Source organism: Candidatus Pelagibacter sp. HIMB1495 (assembly GCF_052047955.1).
In the GTDB taxonomy this organism is placed as follows: domain Bacteria; phylum Pseudomonadota; class Alphaproteobacteria; order Pelagibacterales; family Pelagibacteraceae; genus Pelagibacter.
This window is the reverse complement of record NZ_JBNAIQ010000001.1, coordinates 602,316-625,454: the sequence shown is the minus strand read 5'-3', so window position 1 is coordinate 625,454 and position 23,139 is coordinate 602,316. Positions and strand designations below refer to the sequence as shown.

24 protein-coding genes are annotated in these 23,139 nt (G+C 30.3%); 8 read left to right on the top strand and 16 right to left on the bottom strand.

Annotation, left to right across the window (positions count from 1 at the left end):
* Positions 1-14: 14 nt before the first annotated feature.
* The 6 genes from ACTTAW_RS03235 to ACTTAW_RS03210 are packed head-to-tail and all read right to left on the bottom strand — an operon-like array spanning position 15 to position 4,875.
* Positions 15-1,136: a hypothetical protein gene (locus ACTTAW_RS03235; protein WP_440651114.1), complete on the bottom strand. Its 1,122-nt coding sequence runs from the start codon at positions 1,134-1,136 to the stop codon at positions 15-17.
* Positions 1,126-1,344: a hypothetical protein gene (locus tag ACTTAW_RS03230; RefSeq protein ID WP_440651113.1), complete on the bottom strand. Its 219-nt coding sequence runs from the start codon at positions 1,342-1,344 to the stop codon at positions 1,126-1,128. The genes ACTTAW_RS03235 and ACTTAW_RS03230 overlap by 11 nt, the downstream gene beginning before the upstream one ends.
* A gap of 43 nt (positions 1,345-1,387) precedes the next feature.
* Positions 1,388-2,431, bottom strand: a complete 1,044-nt coding sequence (locus ACTTAW_RS03225; RefSeq protein WP_440651112.1) for a hypothetical protein — start codon at positions 2,429-2,431, stop codon at positions 1,388-1,390.
* 34 nt (positions 2,432-2,465) lie between these two features.
* Positions 2,466-4,304, bottom strand: a complete 1,839-nt coding sequence (locus ACTTAW_RS03220; RefSeq protein ID WP_440651111.1) for a carbamoyltransferase family protein — start codon at positions 4,302-4,304, stop codon at positions 2,466-2,468.
* Positions 4,305-4,314: 10 nt separating this feature from the next.
* Positions 4,315-4,464 carry a DUF5989 family protein gene (locus tag ACTTAW_RS03215; protein WP_440651110.1) on the bottom strand — a complete coding sequence of 50 codons (150 nt, stop codon included), beginning with the start codon at positions 4,462-4,464 and terminating at the stop codon, positions 4,315-4,317.
* A gap of 12 nt (positions 4,465-4,476) precedes the next feature.
* A complete protein-coding gene (locus ACTTAW_RS03210; RefSeq protein WP_440651109.1) occupies positions 4,477-4,875 on the bottom strand; it encodes an SxtJ family membrane protein in 399 nt (132 codons plus the stop codon).
* 88 nt (positions 4,876-4,963) lie between these two features.
* Here ACTTAW_RS03210 and ACTTAW_RS03205 point away from each other — a divergent pair, with 88 nt between their 5' ends.
* Complete coding sequence (locus ACTTAW_RS03205) at positions 4,964-5,191, top strand: hypothetical protein (RefSeq protein WP_440618690.1); 228 nt, start codon at positions 4,964-4,966, stop codon at positions 5,189-5,191.
* On the opposite strand, the gene ACTTAW_RS03200 is transcribed toward ACTTAW_RS03205, so the two are convergent.
* From ACTTAW_RS03200 to mobA, 6 genes are read right to left on the bottom strand one after another with little or no spacing between them, the layout of a single operon-like run.
* The gene (locus ACTTAW_RS03200) at positions 5,184-6,233 is read right to left on the bottom strand and encodes a threonine aldolase family protein (RefSeq protein ID WP_440651108.1); all 1,050 of its coding nucleotides are present in this window, start codon (positions 6,231-6,233) and stop codon (positions 5,184-5,186) included. The two genes, ACTTAW_RS03205 and ACTTAW_RS03200, sit on opposite strands and share 8 nt — an antisense overlap.
* A gap of 2 nt (positions 6,234-6,235) precedes the next feature.
* Complete coding sequence (locus ACTTAW_RS03195) at positions 6,236-7,351, bottom strand: serine/threonine protein kinase (RefSeq protein WP_440635276.1); 1,116 nt, start codon at positions 7,349-7,351, stop codon at positions 6,236-6,238.
* A 5-nt stretch (positions 7,352-7,356) separates the two neighbouring features.
* Entirely contained in the window at positions 7,357-8,574 is a 1,218-nt protein-coding gene (locus ACTTAW_RS03190; RefSeq protein WP_440651107.1) for an aminopeptidase P family protein, read from the bottom strand.
* A gap of 6 nt (positions 8,575-8,580) precedes the next feature.
* Positions 8,581-9,486, bottom strand: coding sequence for a DMT family transporter (locus tag ACTTAW_RS03185; RefSeq protein WP_262589588.1), 906 nt, complete (start codon positions 9,484-9,486; stop codon positions 8,581-8,583).
* A 49-nt stretch (positions 9,487-9,535) separates the two neighbouring features.
* Positions 9,536-10,789: a molybdopterin molybdotransferase MoeA gene (locus tag ACTTAW_RS03180; protein WP_440651106.1), complete on the bottom strand. Its 1,254-nt coding sequence runs from the start codon at positions 10,787-10,789 to the stop codon at positions 9,536-9,538.
* Positions 10,786-11,391 carry a molybdenum cofactor guanylyltransferase gene (mobA, locus tag ACTTAW_RS03175; protein ID WP_440651105.1) on the bottom strand — a complete coding sequence of 202 codons (606 nt, stop codon included), beginning with the start codon at positions 11,389-11,391 and terminating at the stop codon, positions 10,786-10,788. The genes ACTTAW_RS03180 and mobA overlap by 4 nt, the downstream gene beginning before the upstream one ends.
* 42 nt (positions 11,392-11,433) lie before the next feature.
* Between mobA and ACTTAW_RS03170 the strand changes: the two genes are divergently transcribed.
* Genes ACTTAW_RS03170 through ACTTAW_RS03145 form a run of 6 tightly spaced genes read left to right on the top strand, consistent with a single transcriptional unit; the run spans position 11,434 to position 19,042 of the window.
* A complete protein-coding gene (locus tag ACTTAW_RS03170) occupies positions 11,434-11,832 on the top strand; it encodes an iron-sulfur cluster assembly scaffold protein (protein ID WP_440613951.1) in 399 nt (132 codons plus the stop codon).
* Entirely contained in the window at positions 11,833-12,309 is a 477-nt protein-coding gene (locus ACTTAW_RS03165; protein WP_262589592.1) for an HPP family protein, read from the top strand.
* A 2-nt stretch (positions 12,310-12,311) separates the two neighbouring features.
* Positions 12,312-13,151, top strand: coding sequence for a formate dehydrogenase accessory sulfurtransferase FdhD (fdhD, locus tag ACTTAW_RS03160; RefSeq protein WP_440651104.1), 840 nt, complete (start codon positions 12,312-12,314; stop codon positions 13,149-13,151).
* 16 nt (positions 13,152-13,167) lie between these two features.
* Positions 13,168-14,823, top strand: coding sequence for an NADH-ubiquinone oxidoreductase-F iron-sulfur binding region domain-containing protein (locus ACTTAW_RS03155; protein WP_440651103.1), 1,656 nt, complete (start codon positions 13,168-13,170; stop codon positions 14,821-14,823).
* Positions 14,823-17,591, top strand: a complete 2,769-nt coding sequence (fdhF, locus tag ACTTAW_RS03150; RefSeq protein WP_440651102.1) for a formate dehydrogenase subunit alpha — start codon at positions 14,823-14,825, stop codon at positions 17,589-17,591. Before ACTTAW_RS03155 ends, fdhF begins: the two co-directional genes overlap by 1 nt.
* 5 nt (positions 17,592-17,596) lie before the next feature.
* Positions 17,597-19,042: a protein adenylyltransferase SelO gene (locus ACTTAW_RS03145; RefSeq protein WP_440651101.1), complete on the top strand. Its 1,446-nt coding sequence runs from the start codon at positions 17,597-17,599 to the stop codon at positions 19,040-19,042.
* On the opposite strand, the gene ACTTAW_RS03140 is transcribed toward ACTTAW_RS03145, so the two are convergent.
* Together ACTTAW_RS03140 and ACTTAW_RS03135 are read right to left on the bottom strand one after the other, a co-directional pair.
* The gene (locus ACTTAW_RS03140; protein ID WP_440651100.1) at positions 19,043-20,146 is read right to left on the bottom strand and encodes an NAD(P)/FAD-dependent oxidoreductase; all 1,104 of its coding nucleotides are present in this window, start codon (positions 20,144-20,146) and stop codon (positions 19,043-19,045) included. It lies immediately after the preceding gene.
* 2 nt (positions 20,147-20,148) lie between these two features.
* On the bottom strand, positions 20,149-20,616 hold the full coding sequence (locus ACTTAW_RS03135; RefSeq protein ID WP_440651099.1) for a TspO/MBR family protein: 468 nt from the start codon (positions 20,614-20,616) through the stop codon (positions 20,149-20,151).
* Between the two features lie 21 nt (positions 20,617-20,637).
* On the opposite strand from ACTTAW_RS03135, the gene ACTTAW_RS03130 reads away from it, so the two are divergent.
* The gene (locus ACTTAW_RS03130) at positions 20,638-21,396 is read left to right on the top strand and encodes an SDR family NAD(P)-dependent oxidoreductase (protein ID WP_440651098.1); all 759 of its coding nucleotides are present in this window, start codon (positions 20,638-20,640) and stop codon (positions 21,394-21,396) included.
* On the opposite strand, the gene ACTTAW_RS03125 is transcribed toward ACTTAW_RS03130, so the two are convergent.
* Complete coding sequence (locus tag ACTTAW_RS03125) at positions 21,397-21,936, bottom strand: DUF3833 domain-containing protein (RefSeq protein WP_440613940.1); 540 nt, start codon at positions 21,934-21,936, stop codon at positions 21,397-21,399. It abuts the gene before it with no gap.
* 10 nt (positions 21,937-21,946) lie between these two features.
* Entirely contained in the window at positions 21,947-23,125 is a 1,179-nt protein-coding gene (locus ACTTAW_RS03120) for a class I SAM-dependent methyltransferase (protein WP_440633892.1), read from the bottom strand.
* Between the last annotated feature and the right edge of the window lie 14 nt (positions 23,126-23,139).

The following is a 23,139-nucleotide window of genomic DNA, read 5'->3' as shown; positions in this document are numbered from 1 at the left end:
AAAATAAAAAATATTTAATTTAAGCTAAAAATATCTTTTAAGTTATTCTTAAGATATAATTTTGTTCTCCCAAAATTAGCAAAATTTTCGTCTATAAAATTATCAAGTTTAGGGATTTTTTTTTTGAAATCCTCGATTGATTTATCTATGACTATATCAATTTTATCAAAATCTTCTTTTTTGAACAAATAGCCAAAATTTTCTTTTATTTTTGCATCAATTGTTTTCAAATTAGTATAATCATCAAATTCTGTATTATGAATTTTATCAAATTCATCTAAATACAACACGGGGCGTTTTAAAGTCATAATATATTCTATTGCTATACCTGAGCTATCAGTAATTAGACATTTCGCCTTTTCCATAGAATCTAAATTTTCACTACTTTCATCAAACTGAAAATTTATATTAATAAATTTTTTTTTAATGATTTCTAATATTTTTTTTGATCTCTTATAATGCTCTGGATGTGGCCTAAAAATAACTTTTTGATTTTTTTTTAACAAAGTATTAATTAGCTCTATAAAATTTTCATTTATAAAATTTTTTAATTCATAATTCCAGGATGGTGCGATTAGAATTGCATTGATATTTTTTTTATAGTCAATATTTTCAAGTAAAAAATCTAAATAAAAATATCCTGTTGGAATTAAAACTTTTTTACGTAATTTTTTCAAATTTTCTCTTGTTTTAATCTCTTTAATTTGAAAATTTCCATTACAAAATATAATATCATAATTATCAAAAGCTTTAGGTGTATAACTTTTCGTTGTACTTATAGGAGAATGAAAAAAGTATATGTATTTTTTAACTTTAGACGTTTTTTTAATAAAATGATTACCTAAATCAGTTACAGTTAAAAATACATTGTCCGCATTAACATTATTAAAAAAAAAATTTATTAAATAATAGTCTATGTAATAATTTTTTACTCTTTTATCTTTAATGGTGTCGTGTTTATCAATACTAAAATAATAAACTTCACCTGGATACTTTTCGCATAAGACATCAATAATTAATTTTGAGTATTTTTGATATGATCTATTTTCTGAAAAAAAAACAAATTTAGGTTTTATATTCTTTAGTTCAATTAAAGTGCTTAAAGAAAATATAAAATTCTTAAATTTATTTATCAAGCTCTTGGTCTGAGTTATCTTTTTTTTTCTTACTAAATAAAGTCTTAAATTTATGCCAATACATTTTTAATGCTACTCCTCCTGCAACAATTGCTCCAACAATAGCTTGAAAGATTATACTAATCGTTCCTGGATCAATGTATGCCTGCGCGCTAGATATAAAAAAAAAATTTGAATAAGCTATAATTAATAACAATTTAAAGACCATAATTATAAATAATATAATTTTTAATTATTGCCAACATAATTTATTAATTGATCATTTTTAATTTTTCAATAAGAGCTTCAGATACAATTCTATGGCCAAGCTCATTCCAGTGACCATCATAGTCCCAATTAAATTTTCTTTGATTTTTTTGCCAATTTGACAAAAATATTGGATGCATATCTATTAAATGTACGCTATTCATTTGCTTAGCTTTATAAATTATTCTTTCCATCCATAGTGTAATAAAGCTATCCATTTCACGACTTTTTTTACCGTTATAAATGGCGCCTCTATCCCCATCTAGAACAATTATTACTTTTTTTGTTTCCGATAAAGTTTTTAAGTGGTCCATAAATTTATCTGCGGCTTTTATTCCAAGTTTTTTTCGCATCTTATTATAATCTTCATTAATTGGAATCTTTGTTGGTTTTTTATCTTTTTTAAAAATTTTTTTAAAACGATCAATTTGAACTGAAATTTGTAAATCTAAATATAAATATCTTACAAATGCACTTTTTCTAGCTAATTCTTTTAAATATGAAGGATTGTAATTAATTAATTGAAGATCATCTTTATCTGTGAAGTAATGATATCCAGGAGCTTTTTTAATTTTATACCAAGACTGATCAAAATCATTGTATACAATTGTGAATATATATATTTCTGGATCAAATAGCTTTTCGGCATATTTATAAAATGCTATGTATTGAGACAAAGGTGATCCATTCACTCCAATTGGATATACGTCAATATCCTCATAAGATTTATCTAGCAAAGCATGAAAAGTATCTTTATTTCTGACCTGCACTGCTTCTACAAAGCTATCACCTATTGCTGCAACTATTTTACTCTTTTTTTTTTTTTGAAAATCCTTGGTAAAAAACTCTTTATCAGTTGCGTAACCAAAGTTATTAATATTTTTTTTATTAACATGTGTAAAGTTGAAACCAATTTGTTTATTAATTATGCGATTTTCTTTGAAGTGTATAATGGGTTGATTTTCGTTTACAGCTTGTATCATTAAACTATCTGAGGTAGGTAAAATTCTAAAGATTATTTCTAGTAAAGCTATTACTATTAAAAACATATAGAAAAAATAAAATCCCCAACGAAACAAAACTTTAATCAAGCTCATAATTTTTTTCATAGCTTTGTTTAAGTAAATTATCTTGTTGATCCTTAATTAACAAATAGTTTCCTATAGCAAGGACATCTAATTCAGTACCCATAAAACACTTAAATGCATCTTTAGGAGTACAAACTATTGGCTCACCTCTTACATTAAATGAGGTATTCACAACAATTGGACAATTGGTTTTTTCTTTAAATTTAGATATCAACTCATAATATCGAGAATTTGTATCCATATGCACAGTTTGAATTCTTGCAGAGTAATCAACGTGTGTTATAGCTGGAATAGACGAACGAGGTATATTTAGTTTTTCTATTCCAAAAAGAGCTTTTTCTTTTTCTGTCATAACTCTACGCTTATCTTTTTTTACATCAGCAACAAAAAGCATGTAAGGACTATCAGAGTTATGCTCAAACCATTCATTCACATCTTCACGCAAAACGCTAGGAGCAAAAGGACGAAAACTTTCACGATATTTAACTTTTAAATTAAGCTGTTTCTGCATCGTAGGAGAACGTGGATCTGCAATTATACTTCTTCCTCCTAGTGCTCTTGGTCCAAATTCCATTCTTCCCTGCATCCAACCAATAGCTTTTTTATTGTTTAGGGCATTAGCTACATTTTCTATTAATTCTTCTTCAGAACATTTTTTATACTTAGCGCCACATGATTTAAGTTCTTGTTCTATCTCATTATCGTTAAATTCTGGACCAAGGTAAGATCCCTTCATACTATCTCTTAGTAATGAGATTTTTCTTTTTTGATTAAAATGTAAATACCATACAGAAAGTGCTGCACCAAGAGCTCCACCTGCATCACCAGCAGCTGGCTGAATCCATATATTATCAAATATTTTTTCACGTAATAGAATACCATTTGCAACACAATTAAGTGCAACGCCACCAGCTAAGCAAAGATTGCGTTCTCCTGTTTTGAAGGCTAAGTTTTTTGCAATTTTAACAACAATTTCTTCTGTGACCTTTTGAACTGAAGCAGCAAGATCCATTTCACGTTGAGTCAATTCTGCCTCTGGTTTTCGAGGAGATCCTCCAAACAAATTGTTAAACTTATTGTTTGTCATAGTGAGACCAGTTGCAAAATCAAAATAACTCATATCTAATTTAAAACTTCCATCCTCTAAAATATGAATAATTTTTTCTTTTATTAAATCGGCATAAAGTGGCTTTCCATATGGGGCTAAACCCATTACCTTATATTCCCCAGAATTGACCTTAAAACCGGTGTAATAAGTAAAAGCTGAATAAAGTAGTCCCAAAGAATGTGGAAAATGAATTTCTTTAATTACTTTTAGATCCTTTTCCTTTCCTAATGCAAATGAAGTAGTCGTCCACTCTCCAACTCCATCCAATGTAAGTACAGCTGCACTTTTAAACGGTGAAGGATAGAATGCACTTGCAGCATGGGATAAATGATGTTCAGAAAATAGAAGTTTTTCATTCCAATTTACTTTTTTGCTTAAAGTTTTATTTAGTTCTTTAATTAATGATGATTTTTGAAAAAGTTTATCTTTTATCCAAATAGGCATCGCTTTAATAAAACTTTTAAAACCTCTTGGTGCAAAGGCCAAATAAGTCTCTAGCAATCTTTCAAACTTCATAAATGGTTTTTCATAAAAAACCACAATATCTATATCTTCTGGATGTAAATTTTCTTGTTTTAAACAATATTTTATTGAGTTATGAGGAAAACCAGCGTCATGTTTTTTTCTAGTAAAACGTTCTTCTTGTGCTGCAGCAATAATTTCCCCATCTCTAATTAAACATGCGGCACTATCATGATAAAAAGCTGAGATACCAAGTATATTCATTATACAATTTTTAAAATAACGTGTAAATAAATGGAGCAACAACAGAACCTTGGGCAATAATTAAAAGTCCACCCAATATCAGCATTACAACTATAATTGGCGCAAGCCATAATTTTTTACGAACTTTAAGAAACTCCCAAAGCTCTTTTAAAAATTCCATATTAGCTATCCATTAAAATTGTTGTTTAAAATTTGTTTGAGGTGGATCATTATTTCTGTCTATCCAATAACTTTTGCTTTTATTTTTTTTTAAACGAAGTTCATCTCTTCCAAACACACTCATTATGAGGCCATAAGGAGTAACTAATCCAAAAAATATAATACCTAAAATAATTGGACTAATTATTACACTAAGTAAAAGTCCAAAGCGCATCCAAAGCTTGTTTAATGGCAAAAGTAAGTTTGCATTTATAATACTAGTAATTAAAAAAAATAATGTTAAAGCACCAAATATATAGCTTAGCGATGAGTTCTTATTGTAAAAAAAATAAACGAAAACTATAAAAAAAACTCCACTAAAGAAATACCCAAACTTTTTATTTGAAGGTAGTTTTATATCAGTAGATTTCATTTTAAAAAATTAATTAAATAATATATTTAATATATTAAAATTATATCTCGATACAATTATTTAGAATTAAATCAAGATTTGAATTGGTGTGAATAAAGAAAACGCAAGTAAACTCTGGAAAATTATTCAGGAAGCTGGCGATTATTTGGTAGGGCAATTACCTAACCACCCAAATCACCCTAAAGGAAGAAACCCCTATGCTCATGTTGCTATTTGTGTGAAAAGTAAATTCAATGCAAGTTACAAGGATATTCCTGACGAACAATTTGATGAAGTTATAAAGTATATTGAGTTTTTAAAAGAAAATCCTAGTTAACTTTAATTGTATTTAACAATTCATCAACATCACTATCTTTAGTATTCCAAGCAGCTACTAATCTCACAGCTTTACCATCCAATTCTTCTTCATTCATTTTGTAACCTTCTGAATTAAGATGTTCTATTTTTTCTCTTGGAAATTTTGCAAAGACTTCATTTGCTTCGGTTGGATAAACAATTTCAATATCATTATGTTTGCTCAAGCCATCACTTAACTTTTTACCCATTGCATTAGCGTGTTTTGCGTTTCTTAACCAAACATCATTTGAAATATAGGCATCAAGTTGAGCAGATACAAAACGCATTTTAGATAACAAGTGCCCTGCTCTTTTCATTAAAAAAGTAATATCCCCTTCTAATTCTTTCTTAAAAAATATGATTGCTTCAGCTGCTAAACATCCATTTTTAGTTGCTCCAAATGACAATACATCAACCCCTGACTTCCAAGTCATTTCAGCTGGTGTTACATCTAAAGATACCAATGCATTAGCAAATCTAGCGCCATCCATATGTAAATTTAGATTATGTTTATGGGTAACTTCTGCAATTTTTTTGATTTCATCTAATTGATAAACTTCACCTGTTTCACACACTTGAGTAATGCTAACTGATGAAGGTTGGGTGTGATGTACAATTCCTTTTCCACCAATAGATTGGTGTAATTCTTCTGCAGTTATTTTTCCCATAATTCCAGTTAAAGGTATTAATTTTCCACCCCCTGTATAAAATTCAGGCGCACCACATTCATCAGTATTAATGTGAGACATCTTATGGCAATAAATATTTCCATATGATGGTGTCATTGTAGATAAAGCTAATGCATTTGCAGCTGTCCCTGATGCAGTTGGAAAAACAATTACTTCTTTTTCAAATATTTCAGAAAACTTATCTTGTAACTCTGTTGATAAAGGATCATTTCCATAAGGAGTACTATCTCCTTCATTTGCTTTTATGATTGCTTCTAATACTTCAGGGCAAGCACCCGCAACATTATCGGAAGCGAATTTAACCCGCTCTCTTTTTGTTTTTATTTTTGCCATTGTTATTGTTTTGGAAAATAATCTTTTAAAGTGCCTTCTCTATATACATCTGCTGTACAACAATGAAGTCCTCCACCAAATGCATAAGCATCTCTAAGCTCTACTGGTACCACTTCCATTCCTAATTTATCTAATTGCTCAGCTTGATAGATTTCACTTTTCTCAACACAAACTGTTTTAGGATCTAAAACCAAAACATTCATTGATAACCAAGTTGAAGAATAACATAATGGTGGTGGTTCGTTATGTGCTGGTTGAGCACTATCAACAATTTCCCATCCATTATCTTCAAAAAGTTTTCTTTGTTCCTTAGGAAGTCTTCTTTGGGGATTGTTGATGATTAAACCTTCTTTTATTGGGGTAAAAGTTGCATCAATGTGAATAGGATATGGATCTCCTGGGAAATTTACTGCGTGTACTCTATGATCTTTATAATGTCTCTTTAGCCAATCAATTCCTTTTAAATTAGTTGTAAATCCATGTTGAACAACCAAGTCTTTTCCAAATCTCAATACATCTGCTGCATCAAACAATGGCTCTTCTTCAGTAGTTACAAAATATTTTTTCTCAGTCCACTCTAATCTTTTTTGAACCCCAATTTTATCTGATAGATAATCTTTTCTATAATCTGCATCTGTTAGTCTTGGTTTTGGAGCAGACTCGTGTCTCATGTTTGGATCTTGATTATAATAATCTTTAAGTAATGGTCGGTAACATAAATATTCAAACCAACGACATCGATAACTCATTGTTGCTTCTAAAATTTCATTACCTACAGTTAACAAAACATCTCTTGGAGGCATGCAACCAAACATAGTTTCTGCTTCCCAATCTGGTGTTGATGTCTTTTGATTAAAATCAATTGGTGTTGGTCGATCAACTTTAATACCCCTTTTTTGAAGCATGTTTGAAAAGTTGTCTAATAATTCATTTGCTTTATCGACAGTATCTTTGGTTCTTGGACCAAACTGTCCTCGCATATCACTATCTTCAGGAACTTTTGCATCTAATGCTGGCTCTGGTGCTGGAATGCAAGTACCATCCGCTCTTCCAACAATTACATGTTTTAACGGATCCCACTCGTTCCAACTATTAACAATAGTTTTATTCTCACTCATTAAGATTAGTTTTTTATAATATTATGCTCAGGACCAAAAGGAAATTTTGTAATATTCTCTGCTCCATCTTTACCAATCACTAATATATCGTGTTCTCTATACCCACCAGCACCAGGATTGCCCTCTGGGATCATTATCATTGGCTCCATAGACACCACCATATTTTCCTCAAGAACAGTATCAATATCTTCTCTTAATTCTAAACCAGCTTCTCTTCCATAAAAGTGTGAAAGCATACCAAATGAATGGCCATAGCCAAATGTTCGGTACTGAAGGTAACCAAGTTCAGCAAATAATTCATTTAGCTCATGACAAATGTCTGAACATTTAACACCTGGTTTAATCAATTCTAATCCTCGCTTATGCACTTTAACATTTGCTTCCCAAGCTTTAAGTGAGGCATCATCTGCATGATCCAAAAACAAAGTTCGCTCCAATGCAGTGTAGTAACCTGAGATCATTGGGAAAGTATTTAAAGATAAAATATCTCCTTTAACTAATTTTCTATTTGTCTTTGGATTGTGAGCTCCATCTGTGTTGATACCAGATTGAAACCATACCCAGGTATCCATGTACTCTGCACCTGGATAACTTTTAACAATCTCCCTTTCCATTCTATCTCTTGCTGCTATTGCTACTTCGATCTCCGTGTTATCTTCTCTAATATTTTTAGCTATTTCTTCACCACCTATGTCTGCAATCCTTGCACCATTTCGAATGATCTCAATTTCTTCATCCGATTTAATCATTCTAAGTTTCATTAGGTCTTTTGAAACGTCACTAAATACAGAAAAAGTAAATATAGAACCTATTTTTTCTCTCATATCTAAAGTGACATGATCATTTTCAATTCCAATATTTTTAGGAGGCTCATCTCTTCCAATAATTGATACGATTGCTCTTAAAAAATTATCTCTCTTCCAATCAGTATAAATAACATTATCACAATGCGATCTACGCCATGGTTGGCTTGCATCAATATTAGCTGAAATTGTTGAAATTTTATCTTGAGTAATCACACATCCGTATGGTCTTCCAAAAGAACAATAAATAAAACCTGTGTAATATGCAACGTTATGCATGGAGGTTAAAATAATCATATCTAAATTATTTTTATCCATCACTGATCTAAGTTTGCTTACTCGATCGTTATACTCTTTATCTGTAAATGGTAATTTTACTTTTTCACCATTTTTAAGTTCAAAAAAATCTGGTCGTTCCATAATAATTTAATTTAATGCTATGTAGCGTTTATTCCATCTCATAATTAAGCTGTAGTAGAATAAAGATACAAATAAAAAGAAACCTCCAATAATTGTATTTGTTGATGGTACTTCATTAATTCCTAAAATTGGTAACCAAACCCAAAATATTCCACCTACAACTTCTGTTAAAGATAACAATGTTAACTCAGCAGCTGGAATAGCTTTTGAGCCAATTGAGTATAAAATTAATCCTGAACAAACTAAAAATCCATGTAGTGAAAATAATGAACTATTATAGCTTGTAGCAAAGAATGCTTGTCCAGTAGACAAAATCATAATTGATGCAAACACAAAACAAAAGAAACCAGCAAAAGCAACTGTTGTAAATTTAGGAGTTTCTTTTCTCCATCTTAGTGAAACTGAAAATACTGAAAAACCTATCGATGAGGTAAGTCCAAATACAAAACCAATTAAAGATTTCTCACCAGTATTACCAATTGCCATGATTAATATGCCAGCTGAAGCAATTATAATTGATATCCAAACATTAAGTGAAATTCGTTCTCTAAGAAATAAAAATGCCAAAAGAGCTGTAAAAAAAGGCATTGCAGCTAAACAAAGTAAAGTAACAGCGGCACTAGTATTTGTTATCGAATAAATAAACGTGATCATTGCAACTCCAAGACCTGAGCCACCAACTATCCCTGATAATCCTATTTTATAGTAATTTTTGTAGAAGTTTTTTCCTTCTTCAAAATATAAGTAGAGATTAAGTAGAATAAAAATAGTTAAACCTCTTCCAAATATATACTGCCAAGGAACAAGATTTGGACTATCCATATATCTTACAACCAAAGGTCCAAATGACCATAATATGCCAGCAAACAGTACAATTGGGACAGCAAGTTTTGGATTTCTTAACTCTAACATTTGTAGAAATCTAATTCTAAAAAGATTTTTCTACAACAAAAATACGTTTCTAAATCAAAGATTGATTAGAATGGTTGGGGAAAAAACAATCTAAGATATCCCCTTTTTTAAATTTTGATTTCCCTGCCGGCAACAAAGACCAAATGTTTGATTTAACAAAAGATTTTACTCTAAAAGACTCTTGCCCTTGTAAAATCTCAACTTCTATTTTTCCATTTTTAGTTGTGCTTAATTTACTTTTTGCAAACCTTGTAAAATTCTGTTTTTTAGAAAAACTATTTTTTAAAGTTGCCCTAATAGGCTGTTCTTCAATTAGTCCTAAAATGTTTTCCATAAAAGGAATAACGAAAAATCTAAAACAAGCAGATGATGACATTGGATTTCCTGGAAGTCCAAAGATTGCTTTATGTTTTCCTTTAATTTTGGCAAATAAAATTGGTTTTCCTGGTCGAATTGCTACACTTTTAAAATAATTGGATAATTTAAACGTCTTAACAACACTTGGAATATAGTCATATTTTCCAGCAGAAACAGCGCCTGAAGTTATCAATATATCGGTATCACTATTTATAAGTTTTTTAATTTGAGATTTATAAATATTTTGATGGTTGTCTCTAAGTATTCCACCATTTTTAAAATTAAATAAAAAGTTTCCTTTTAGATTTTTTATATAATGACTATTAGAGTTCCTAACTTTCCAATTTGGAATGTTGTCTTGATCTGTAATTTCATTTCCAGTTGAAAAAAATAAAATATTAATCTTCTTTTTAACTTTAATATTTTTTATCCCCAAAGTTTTAAATGCTAGAATATGATTTGGCTGAATAATTGTATTTTTTTTAACAACTATCTCACCTTTTTTAAAGTCTGAACCTGCAAATCTAACATGGTTATACTTTTTAATCTTTTGATTAACTAAAATATATTTTTTATTATTTTTGTTTGGATAAAAAATAATTTGTTCTATTGGAATAATTGTATCAAAACCCTTTGGAATTATTCCACCTGTCATTATTTCTACAGCATCATATTTTTTAATTTTTTTATTTAATGATTTTGTTCCTGCTGCAATGGATCCAATTATTCTAAATTGTTTTGGTGAATTTTTCTTAATTCCGTTTGTATCTTTTGATTTAACTGCAAATCCATCAAATGCAGCATTATCTCCTGCTGGATAATTGATCTTTGAATAAATATTATATGAAATCACTCTGTTAAGAGAATTTTCACTCAATATAGTTTCATCTTTAATTTTAATTTTTGCTTTTTTTAAAATTTTTCTAGATTGATCGTAACTAATCATTTTTTTAATAATTCTTTAGCTTGTTCTAAATCTTCTTTTGTATTGATATTAAAGAAAGGATCTTGATTTGGAAACTCCATATTAATTGTTTTAACTCCAATACTATTAGCCCACAATTCAACTTTTCTAGCTCCTTTTTCTAGATCATCTTCTAATTGATCTAATAAATTCATCGACCATAGACCAAAGATGTTATGCCTAGTATTTTTTGATTTTATAAAAAATAAACTACTTTCATTTTCATCTATTTGATTAACGAATTGATCTAAAATTTCTTTTTTAAAAAAGGGAGTATCTACTGGAAAAGTTGCTATCCATTGATAATTTTTATTATTATCTTTTACCCATTTCATTGCTGAAAGAACTCCGCCTAGAGGACCAAGATCTTTTTTAATATCTCCAATTAGTGAAATTTTATCTGAATTAGTAAATTTAATTGAATTATTAGATACTATTAATACTTCCTTAAATTCATCAATTATTTCTGACAAAATGTAATCAATTAATATTTTATCAGCTAGCAATATCTGAGATTTGTCTTCACCAAACCTTTGTGACTTCCCGCCTGCTAGCACTGATCCTAAAATATTGTTATGTTCCATTAATAAAATATAAAACATTCAAAGTTGAATTAAAGAAATTAAATGGATTTAAGAATTTTAGAAATCGCGTCTCACACAGAAAATAATAAAGTTTTAGAAAACTTTACTCACAAATCAAAAAACAAAAATCCTATTTGTGGAGATGAAATGGAAATAAGCTTAATTGTCAAAGACGACGTTGTAAAAGATATGGGTTATCAGTGTAAATCTTGTATTTATTGCCAAGCATCTGTCAGCTTATTATCTAGAAAAATTAAGGATAAAAACTTAAAGGAAATAAAAGATTTTGTTACAGCTGGTGAAAAATTGTTTGAAGATGTTAAAGTAAGTCTAGAAAAACACTGGAAAGATTTTAAAGAAATTTTAGATAAAAAAAATCTTTCGAGGAAAGAATGTTTGCTTTTACCTTTAAGAACAATTGTTAAAGCATTAAAAATTTAAATGATCAAAATCACAAAACCATTATTACAAAAAGCATTGATTGCAGGTTTTTTTTCAACAATCACTATAGGGGTACTTACAGTATTAACTTACAAAAGTACTCTTGGATATTTTATTGCAGCATCATTTGGCTCATCCATGGTTTTATTGTTTGGATTTCCTGAAAGTCCTTTTGCTCAACCAAAAAATGTTTTCTTTGGACATTTGTTAACTGCTTTAGTGGGGGTATTATTTGTTAATTTTATTCCACTTCCAATTTATATGAGTATTGCATTTGCAGTAGGTATTGGAGTGTTCTTAATGATTTTATTAAATGTTGTTCATCCTCCTGCAGGAGGAAATCCAATAATTGTTATTATTGGAAGTGCTTCTTATGATTATTTAATTAATCCAATTATATTTGGATGTATCATAATTTTGTTACTCGCAATCATAATCAATAAATATTTATTGCAAAAAAATTATCCTTTAAAATAATTATGAATTCAAAATATAAAGTTTTAAAGTATTCATCTAATAATTTTAAAGATGTTGATGATTTAGTTTCAATTGAAGAACCATTAGAGATTTCTTTAAAGTACAAAGAAAAAGATAATTGGGTTGAGCAAACTTTATCTATTACGATGAGAACTCCTGGTAATGATGAAGATCTTGTAAGAGGATTTTTATTTAATGAACAAATTGTAAAAAGTTTAAATGATATCGATAGCATTGAAAGTTATGGAGACAAAGTTGGTCAATATAAAATTCAAAATAAAATACTAGCAACACTTAATAATTCAGAAAATGTTAATATATCAAAAATTAAAAGAGATTTTTTAACAAACTCCTCTTGTGGTGTTTGTGGGAAATCTTCATTGGATGCGCTAGAGATAATTAAAACTACAAAGACAAATGCCTCCGAACCTAAAATTTCAAAAGATGTAATTATTCAATCACCTGATATTTTAAGAGAAGGTCAGTCTGAATTCAGCAAAACTGGTGGTATTCATGCAAGTGGTCTATTTAATAGTGATGGAAAATTGATAGCTCTAAGAGAAGATGTTGGAAGACACAACGCTTTAGACAAACTTATCGGCTGTGCTTTGGAGAAAAACCAATTTGATCCAAAAGACCAATTTATTACGTGTTCTGGGAGACTTAATTTTGAGCTAGTTCAGAAGGTTTTAATGACAGATATTGGGATTATGATCGGGGTTGGTGCGCCAACAAGTCTAGCCATCGATTTAGCTAATAAGTTTGACATTACCCTCATAGGTTTCGTAAAGAGGGACAGTTTTAATATTTACACAAATAACAAAAAAGTTAAGGTGGAATAATAAAAAAAGGGAAATTGTGTCAAAAAATATAAGTAATTTATCTGGAAGAATTGGCCTAAAAGACAACCTATTTAAGCAAATTTCAGAGAATACATTAAGTGAAAACCCTCAAGATATTAAAGAAATTGCAAAAAAACATAACCTTGGAGTTTCAACACTTCACGGTGCTGAGTCTTTTTATGAATTTTTAAGACCTTCGCATAGAGAAAAAAAAGCTTTCGTATGTAACGGAAGTGCATGCATGTGTGCAGGTACGCAAGACAAACTAAAAGATAAACTAAAAGAAAAATTAGGTGATGACAAAGTTGGAGAGATGTTTTGTTTGGGTCATTGTTATGAAAATCATGCATTTCACTATGATGGTGAAAATTATGCTGGAAAAGATATTGAAAAAATAGATCAAATTTTAAAAGGTGAAGAAATTAAACAAGAAAAGTTTTTTTCTAAGAGTTATGCAACAACAAGTTTTTTAATGGATGATAAGTTATCATCAACAGATCAATTTAAAGAACAACTAAGTAAATTTTTAAAAACAGATAAAAAAGAAATAGTAAAATCATTATTAGACTCAAACTTAACAGGAAGAGGTGGCGCAGGTTTTCCAACAGGAATGAAATGGGATTTCTGTAGTAAAGCAAAAGGTGATAAGAAATATGTTATCTGTAATGCAGATGAAGGTGACTCAGGAGCTTTTTCAGATAGATATTTATTAGAGGACCAACCATTAAAAGTTATTTTTGGAATGGTGCTTTGTGGATTTGTAATTGGAAGTGATGAAGGAGTTTTATACATCAGAGGTGAGTATCCAAAATCTATTGAAGCGATCAATGGATGTATCAATGAACTTAAAAAATTAAATTTATTAGGTGAAAATATTTTAGGAACAGATTTTTCTTTTGATCTTGGAATTTGTATCGGTCAAGGTGCGTATATTTGTGGAGAAGAAACAGCTTTGATAGCTTCTATTGAAGGAAGAAGAGCTGAAGTAGATGTAAGACCTCCCTTCCCTGTAACAGAAGGATTATATAAAAAACCAACTGTAGTTAACAATGTTGAAACTTTAGCAGCTGCAACTGGAATTTTATTAAATGGATCAGAAAAATTTTCTTCAGTTGGAAACAAAAAGTCAGCTGGAACAAAATTAGTTTGCTTAGATAGTTTCTTTAATAATCCTGGTGTTTATGAAATTGATATGGGAACACCAATGAAAAAAATATTTAATGAAATTGGTGGTGGATACAAAGAACCTGTAAAAGCTTTTCAAATAGGTGGCCCTTTAGGTGGCGTTGTTCCTTTAAGTGAAATAGAAAATTTAAATTTAGATTTTCAAGAGTTTACTGCAAAAGGTTTTATGTTAGGTCACGCAAGTGTAGTTAGTATCCCTAAAGATTTTCCAATGGCTGAATACATTCATCATTTGTTTGAGTTTTCTGCAGAAGAATCTTGTGGAAAATGTTTTCCAGGAAGACTTGGATCTTACAGAGGAAAAGAAATGTTTGATCAAGCTAAGAAGAAAACAGCTAAAATTCCTTTAAAATTACTACAGGAATTGTTGGTTACTATGCAAAAAGGCTGCTTATGTGCTCTATGTGGAGCGATCCCAACTCCTATTCAAAACATCCTAAAATACTTTGGCGATGAAATGAAAAATGATATGGTGAAAGATAACTAATGAGCTCAGAGAAAAGAAAAATTGCTTATATTGATGGAAAACCTTACGAAATAGGTCCTAATCATACATCTATTTTAAAGTTTGTTAAAAGCTATGTTGGTGAAAAAAAGGTACCAACTTTATGTGATGACCCTAACTTAGCACCATATGGAGCTTGCAGAGTTTGTTCTGTTGAGGTTGCGTTAGAAAAAGACGGACCAACTAGAGTTGTTGCATCTTGTCATACACCTGTTGCAGAAAACCAGCACATATTTACTTCAAACGAAGCATTAACAAGTCTTAGAAAAAATATTGTTGAGTTGGTTTTAACTGACCACCCTATGGAATGTGATACTTGTGAAGTAAACAATAACTGTGAACTTCAAACAGTTGCAAATGATTTAGGTGTTGCTGATCATAGATACAATAGTCCTAAGCAACATAAAGGAATTCCAAGAGATACTTCTCATGATTACATGAGAATGAATTTAGATAACTGTATTAACTGCGGAAGATGTGTCAGAGCATGTGATGAAATTCAAGGATCATTTGTTTTAACAATGAGTGGTAGAGGATTTGAATCTAGAATTACAACAGACAACGATATGATGTTTGGAGATAGTTCTTGTGTGTCATGTGGAGCTTGTGCTCATACATGTCCAACGGATGCAATTTCCGATGTATTCCAATCTAAGTCTGCAGCTGTAGATAAGAAAGTTAGAACAACTTGTTCGTACTGTGGTGTTGGATGTAACTTAGAAGCATCGATTAAAGATGATAAGGTAGTTGCAATAGATACTCCCAAACAAACTGAAGTAAACGCTGGTCACACTTGTATTAAGGGGAGATACGCATTTAGTTTTTATGAACACCCTGACAGATTAAAAACTCCATTGATTAAAAGAAATGGAAAGTTTGAAGAAGCTAGTTGGGATGAAGCATATGACTTTATCAAAAAAGAAATGAATAGAATTACAAAAGAAAACGGGCCAGATGCTTTTGCTGGAATTTCTTCTGCAAGATGTACAAACGAAGAAAACTATGTTTTCCAAAAAATGATTAGAGCAGCTGTTGGAACTAACAGTGTTGATTGTTGTGCAAGAATTTGTCATTCACCTACAGCTTGGGGTATGCAGCAAACATTTGGAACAGGTGCAGCAACTAATTCAACAGAAGATATTTATCATGCAGATTTATTTTTAGTTATTGGTGCAAACCCAACCAATGCTCACCCAGTAACAGGAGCAAAAATTAAACAGCAAGTGATGAAAGGAAAAAAATTAATTGTCCTTGATCCAGTAACAACTGAATTAGCTAAACTTGCAGATTATCATATCAAACTTAGACCTGGAACTAACGTTGCGGTTCTAAATATGATGTTACACTTTATTATTAAATCTAAACTTTATAATACTGACTTTGTAAGAGATAGAACAGAAGGTTTTGATAATTTCTTAAAAGAAATTGAAAGACAGGATGTTGATCAATTAGCAAAAGTTGCTGGTGTTGATAAACAACTAGTTAAAGAAGCTGCAATTGCTTATGCAACAGCAAGAAATTCAATGGAGTTCCACGGATTAGGAGTTACTGAACACGAACAAGGTTCTAAAACTGTGATGTTAATTGCTGATTTAGCAATGATTACGGGAAATATTGGAAGAAAAGGTGTTGGTGTAAATCCACTTAGAGGCCAAAATAATGTGCAAGGTGCTGCAGATATGGGATGTCAGCCTCACCAAGGTGCAGGTTATTTTGAAGTAGCAGATGAAAACAATCAAAAATTTTATACTGAAAAATATGGTGTAACTCACCCTACTAAACCAGGTTTAAAAATTCCTCAAATGTTTGAGGCTGCAATCAGTAAAGAACTAAAAGGTTTATGGATTATTGGTGAAGATATAGTTCAAACAGATCCAAATAGTGCACATGTTATTGAAGCAATGAACTCATTAGAGCTATTAGTGGTTCAAGAAATATTTATGAGTGAAACTGCAAAACTTGCAACTGTCGTTTTACCGGGAACTACTTTCCTAGAAAAAGATGGAACTTTTACAAATACTGAAAGAAGAATTCAAAGAGTTAACAGAGCAGTTCCTCCATTACCAGGTACAAAACCAGATGGACTAATTGTAACTGAGATGATGCAAAAATTAGGTTTTGATCAACCATCTTATGATGCAGATCAAGTATTAGCAGAGATTGCTGATGTGGTACCATTCTTTAAAGGTGTTACTAGAGAGAGACTTGGTAAATTAGGATTACAATGGCCTGTAAAAGAAGATGGAACAGATACACAAATTCTACACACAGAATCATTTAAACTTGGAAAAGGAAGATTGAAAAACTTTGATTGGAAAGAATCTAGTGAGATAGAAGCTAATCAAAAAGATTATCCATTAATTTTAACTACAAGTAGAGTTCTGCAACATTACAATGCAGCGACAATGACAAGAAGAACAAAAAATATAAACATTGTTGATGAGGATGTATTACTAATTCATCCAAAAGATGCAGCTCATAGAGATTTAAATACGGGTGATATTGGAAGATTATATTCTGGAAGAGGAGAAGTTGCTTTAAAAGTAGAAGTAACAGATAAAGTTAAAGAAGGAATTGTATTTACAACATTCCACTTCCCAGAACACATGGTTAACATGGTAACTGGTCATGGAAAAGATGAAGAAACAATGTGTGCTGAATACAAAGTTTCATCAGTTGAGGTTCAAAAGATTTCTAATCAATTTAAAACAGAAGTTAAGCCAAAAGAACATCAAGCTGAAGTTAGTTAATTAAAATGACCATCGGTTGGCATTTTGATAATTCTTATTCAAAACTATCAAAAACATTTAAAGAAGACATCAAGCCTACGCCAGTTCATGAACCTGAACTTGTTATTTTAAATGAAGAACTTGCTAAAAATTTAAATTTAAACTTTTCAGAAATAGATAAAAAAAAATTAGCTGAAATATTTTCAGGAAATAGTTTACCTGATGGAACTAATTCAATTGCACAAGCATATGCCGGTCATCAATTTGGTCATTTCACGATGCTTGGGGATGGTAGAGCAGTTTTATTAGGAGAGCATATAGATAATAAAAATCAACGTTTTGATATACAATTTAAAGGCTCAGGAAGAACTTCTTTTTCTAGAGGTGGCGATGGAAGAGCTGCTTTAGGTCCAATGCTGAGAGAATACATAATTAGTGAAGCTATTAACGCTTTAAATATTCCAACAACTAGAAGTCTTGCAGTCGTTAAAACAGGAGAAAAAGTTGTAAGAGAAAATTTGCTAAATGGAGCAATTTTAACAAGAGTTGCATCAAGTCATATTCGAGTTGGTACTTTTCAATATATTGCAGCTACTCAAAATCTAGAGGATCTTAATACATTGGTTGATTACACAATTGATAGACACTATCCAGAAATTAAGTCCTCTAAAAACAAGGCTTTAGATTTATTAAGTCTTGTAATGGAAAGACAATGTCAGTTAGTAATCAACTGGATGAGGGTGGGATTTATTCACGGAGTGATGAACACTGATAATATGGCCATTTCTGGCGAAACAATTGATTATGGTCCGTGTGCTTTCATGGATCAATATGATCCAAAAACTGTATTTAGTTCTATAGATAAATTTGGAAGATATGCTTTTTCAAATCAACCACCAATTACAAAATGGAATTTAGCAAGATTTGCAGAATGCTTGATACCACTTATTGATAAAGATGAAGATTCAGCAATTAAAATTGCAACAGAGTTAATTGATAATTTTCAAAATATTTATGAAGAAAAATGGTTAAATATGATGAGAGATAAACTTGGTTTATTTGGTGAAGATAAAAATGATCTAACATTAATTAATAAACTTTTAGACTGGATGAAAAATAATAATGCAGATTACACAAACACCTTCTGTCATTTAATGGGTGTTGAGATTGATAATGAAGTTTATAAAAATGACGATTTTAAAAATTGGACTAATGAATGGGAGAAAAGATTAAAACTAAATAATTCATCTGACAAATACTTAGAACTGATGAAAAAAACTAATCCTATAGTTATACCAAGAAATCAAAAAGTAGAGGATGCGCTAGCTGATGCAGACAAAGGAAATCTAGAAAAAATGAATAAACTTTTAAAAGTTTTAAGTAATCCTTATTCTGATCAAGAAAATATTATTGAATTTCAAAAACCTACACCAACAGGTAATGAAAAATATCAAACTTTTTGTGGAACCTAATTATAAAACGTACGGCTCTGGTCTAGCTTTTTGTTCTAGTACTCTTTCAACTGCAAACACACTAACGTCAATTGTTTGGTAAGATCCTGTAGTAATTAATTCTGTTAAAGCTCTTCCTATACCTGGAGCTTGTTGTAAACCTCTGCCAGTAAAACCTGATGCCATATAAACATTTTCGTATTTTGGATGCTTTCCAACTATCGCATTGCTATCTAATTTATTATGATCATAAAAACCTGCCCATGCCCCAGTTAATTTTAATTCTTCAAATGCTGGTATTCTTTTTGCTAAAGCGGGCCAAACAATTTCTTCAAAATCATCCCAAGCTGGTTCAAGATTTGAGTCATCAAAAGTCCATTTAGGTGAACCTGCTAAATATTCTTTTCCTTCGGGTCTCCAATACACACCTGTTGTTAAATCTGCAGACAAAGGCATTTCTTTAATATGCGTTGGGCATTTTACTCTAAAGACTGTGTGTTTTTGAGGAACTACTGGGATATCTTCTAATAATTTTTTTGTCCAACAACCAGCTGCAGAAACAATTGTTTTTGCATTAACTTCAGAAATATCTTTAACCTCACCCTTAATAAATTCTGCACCAAGTTCAATTGCTTTACTCTTTAAAGCACTATGAAATAAAAAAGGATCTATCCATCCCTCACTTTTATCATCTGTGTAAGTAGCTGTTTCAATACCTTCAGAATTTATATATGGAAAAATTTTTGAAAGCTCTTCACCACTTATATTTTTAGTACCTGCATCACATGCTTTATGATTTTCTAGGGCTCTATATTGCTCTTCTGCATGTTCTTTTCCAAACATTAATAAGTATCCATTTGGGACCATGCTTGCTGTTGGATTAGGATTTTTTTCAGTTTTTAACAATTCTGGTATTTGAAAAATAAATTCCCTAGCAAATTTTCCTAATAATATATTCTCTTTTTGAAAAAATTGTCTTCTAAAACCTCCTAAAGATAACGGAAATGAAGCTGTTTTATAAGTTGGATCTCTTTCAATAACTTTAACTTTTCTACCTTCTTTGGATAAAAAATATGCAGTGGCAGCCCCTATTATTCCTCCACCGATTATAACAACATCGTCCATAGTTAGTTTAAAATTATCAAGCTACTATTCAAAATTAGAGCAAAGCAACACCAAAGTAAATATGGAATCATTAAATACGAGCTCATCATTCTGACGCGTCTATATCTTATGATTAGATTGATAATAAATGCAATTAACACAACTAATACCAATAAAGCTAAAATCATGTTGTGAAATACAAAGAAAACTATACTCCAAGTTGCATTGAAAACTAAATGAATAAAATAAATATAAACTGTATTCATCTCTTTATTTTTGGAATGCCAATACATCCAAATAGAAATTGTCATCAATAAATATAAAATTGTCCATACCGGACCAAACACCCAGTCTGGTGGATTAAAAACAGGTTTATTTAACAAAGAATACCAAGGCTCCTTGAAAGTAACTGTAGCTAAACCTCCAATTAATGAAGCTGAAAATGTAATGATAAGAAATAATATAAATGTTACAATTTTATTTTTTAACATAATGTTTATACATAACAAAAAATGAGCAAAAAAACTATTTGGATAACAGGTGGCAGTACAGGAATTGGTAAAGCCTTGGCAATTAAATTTGCAAACAAAGGATGGAATGTTGCTGTATCTGCGAGAAGAGTGGAGCTCTTAGATGAACTTTCAAGCAATTATGAAAATATTTCATCATTCCCTTTAGATGTTACTGATAAAGCAAAATGTATAGAAGTTTTCAATCAGATTAAAACTAAGTTTGAAAATATTGATATATGTTTTTTTTCAACTGGTACATGGAATCCAAAAAAAGAAAAAGAAATCGATGTTGAACAAATGGAAGATGTTTTTAAAGTAAATTTTTTTGGAACAGTGAACTCAATTAAAGCAGTTGAACAATATTATAGAGAAAGAAAAAATGGTATAATTACTATAGTTTCATCTATTGCTGGCTATAGAGGATTACCTAATTCAACTGGTTATGGACCATCGAAATCTGCACTAAATAATTTAGCAGAAAGTTTATATTTTGATTTTAAAAGGTACAATGTTCGAGTTTGTTTAGTTTCTCCTGGTTTTATTAAAACACCTATGACTGATAAAAACGATTTCAAAATGCCATTTCTAAAAACACCTGAATTTGCTGCTGATCAAATCTACAATGGCTTAATTAATAAAAACGTTTTCGAGATACATTTTCCAAAAGCGCTTACTTTAACTTTAAAGTTCTTTAGTTTTCTTCCAAGTAAACTTTACTTTAAATTAGTAGGAAAGATGACTAAGCATCAAAAGAAATAACTAATCTTTAACGAATACAACCGTTAGCTCTGCTACTTTAAATCCAAACTTAGTCATTGTAGCTCTGTTGATTGCAACTCTTTCATCTTGTTTAAAGATCCAATCATCAAAAGTAATTTTTAATTCTTTTCCTTTAACTGGAACTAACAAAACATACTCAAATTTAAATGCAGGACCGTAAGAATATCCTATTGCTTTTCCAACAACGTCCCCTGCTGTACCTTCATAATTATGTTCATCTATTTTAGTAATTGTCCACTCTCGGTCTTGAACCTCACCATCGTCCCAATTAAATTTTTCTTTTAAAATTAGTTGTTTGCCATCCCATGTTCCGTCTAAATCGGCTGAGAATTGTCTTGTAACTTTTCCTGATCGATTTTGCAAAACACCCCAAGCTTTAACGTTTCCTGTAAGGTATTCTTCAATAATTAATCTAGGTTCTTTATTTTTAAAATCTTCTGGTTTCATGGCACTATTATTTGAGCAACTTGTAATTAAGAATGCCAAAATTATCAACGAAATTGATTTAATTATTTTCATATTATTGATGTTATTTATTCTGCATTGAAAATTGAATCAAATCAATATTTTTAGATTTAAATCCAGCTTCACAATAAGATAGGTAAAATTCCCACATTCTTTTGAAGGTCAGATCAAAACCTTGATTTTTAATTTGATCCCACTTTCTCAAAAACTCTTCTCTCCATATAGCTAACGTTTCTGCATAGTGATCTGCATACGATATGTATGAGTTTATTGTTAAACCATTATCTGAAACGTATCTATTAATGCTATTTTTGTTAGGAAGAAATCCACCTGGAAAAATGTATTTTTGAATAAAATCCTGTTTATTTTTGTATCTATCAAACAAACTATCATCAATTGTTATTGCTTGAATCGCAGCCTTTCCACCATTTGATAAATTATCCTTAATTGTTTTAAAATAACTCTCTAAATAATTTTGCCCAACTGCTTCAATCATTTCAATTGAAGCGATCGAATTATATTTTCCTTGAAGATCTCGGTAATCTTTAATCTCAATATTTACTTTTTCATTTAGACCACATTTATGAATTCTCTCTTTTGCGTATTCGAATTGTTTTTTAGAAATAGTAATACAGTCTAACTTTACATCATATTTCTTACCTAAATATTCTGCAAAGCCACCCCAGCCACAACCAATTTCTAAAACTTTGTCACCAGAACTAGGTTTGATTAGATCAATTAATTTTTGGTATTTATTATTTTGCGCAACACTTAAATTTTTTGAACTATCATCAAAGATTGCACTTGAATAAGTTAAAGTATCATCTAGCCACAATGAAAAGAAATCATTTCCAAGATCATAATGTTTTGCAATATTTTCCTTACTTCGACTTTTTGTATTTTTGATTATTTTATTTTTAATAAAATTGATTACAGGCAGATCAAGCAAACCTGAGAATTTATATATCACTTGAATATTTCTAGCTGTTAACTCAATTAGATCTGAAAGATTATCAGTTTCAAATTCACCTCTCATATAACTTTCAGCAAAACCAATGCTTCCACCTCTAATTAAATTATAATTAAAATTTGGATTTTTTATCTTAATATTTGCCTTTAAAGATTGATCAGGGTTACCAAACTTTAATATCTCACCTTCATAGGTAGTAATCTCAAGGTATCCATTTTTAATTTTACTTAAAAATTTAAAAACCAATTTATCTGCAGCTCTATTTAATAACATTAATTTTCAACCGT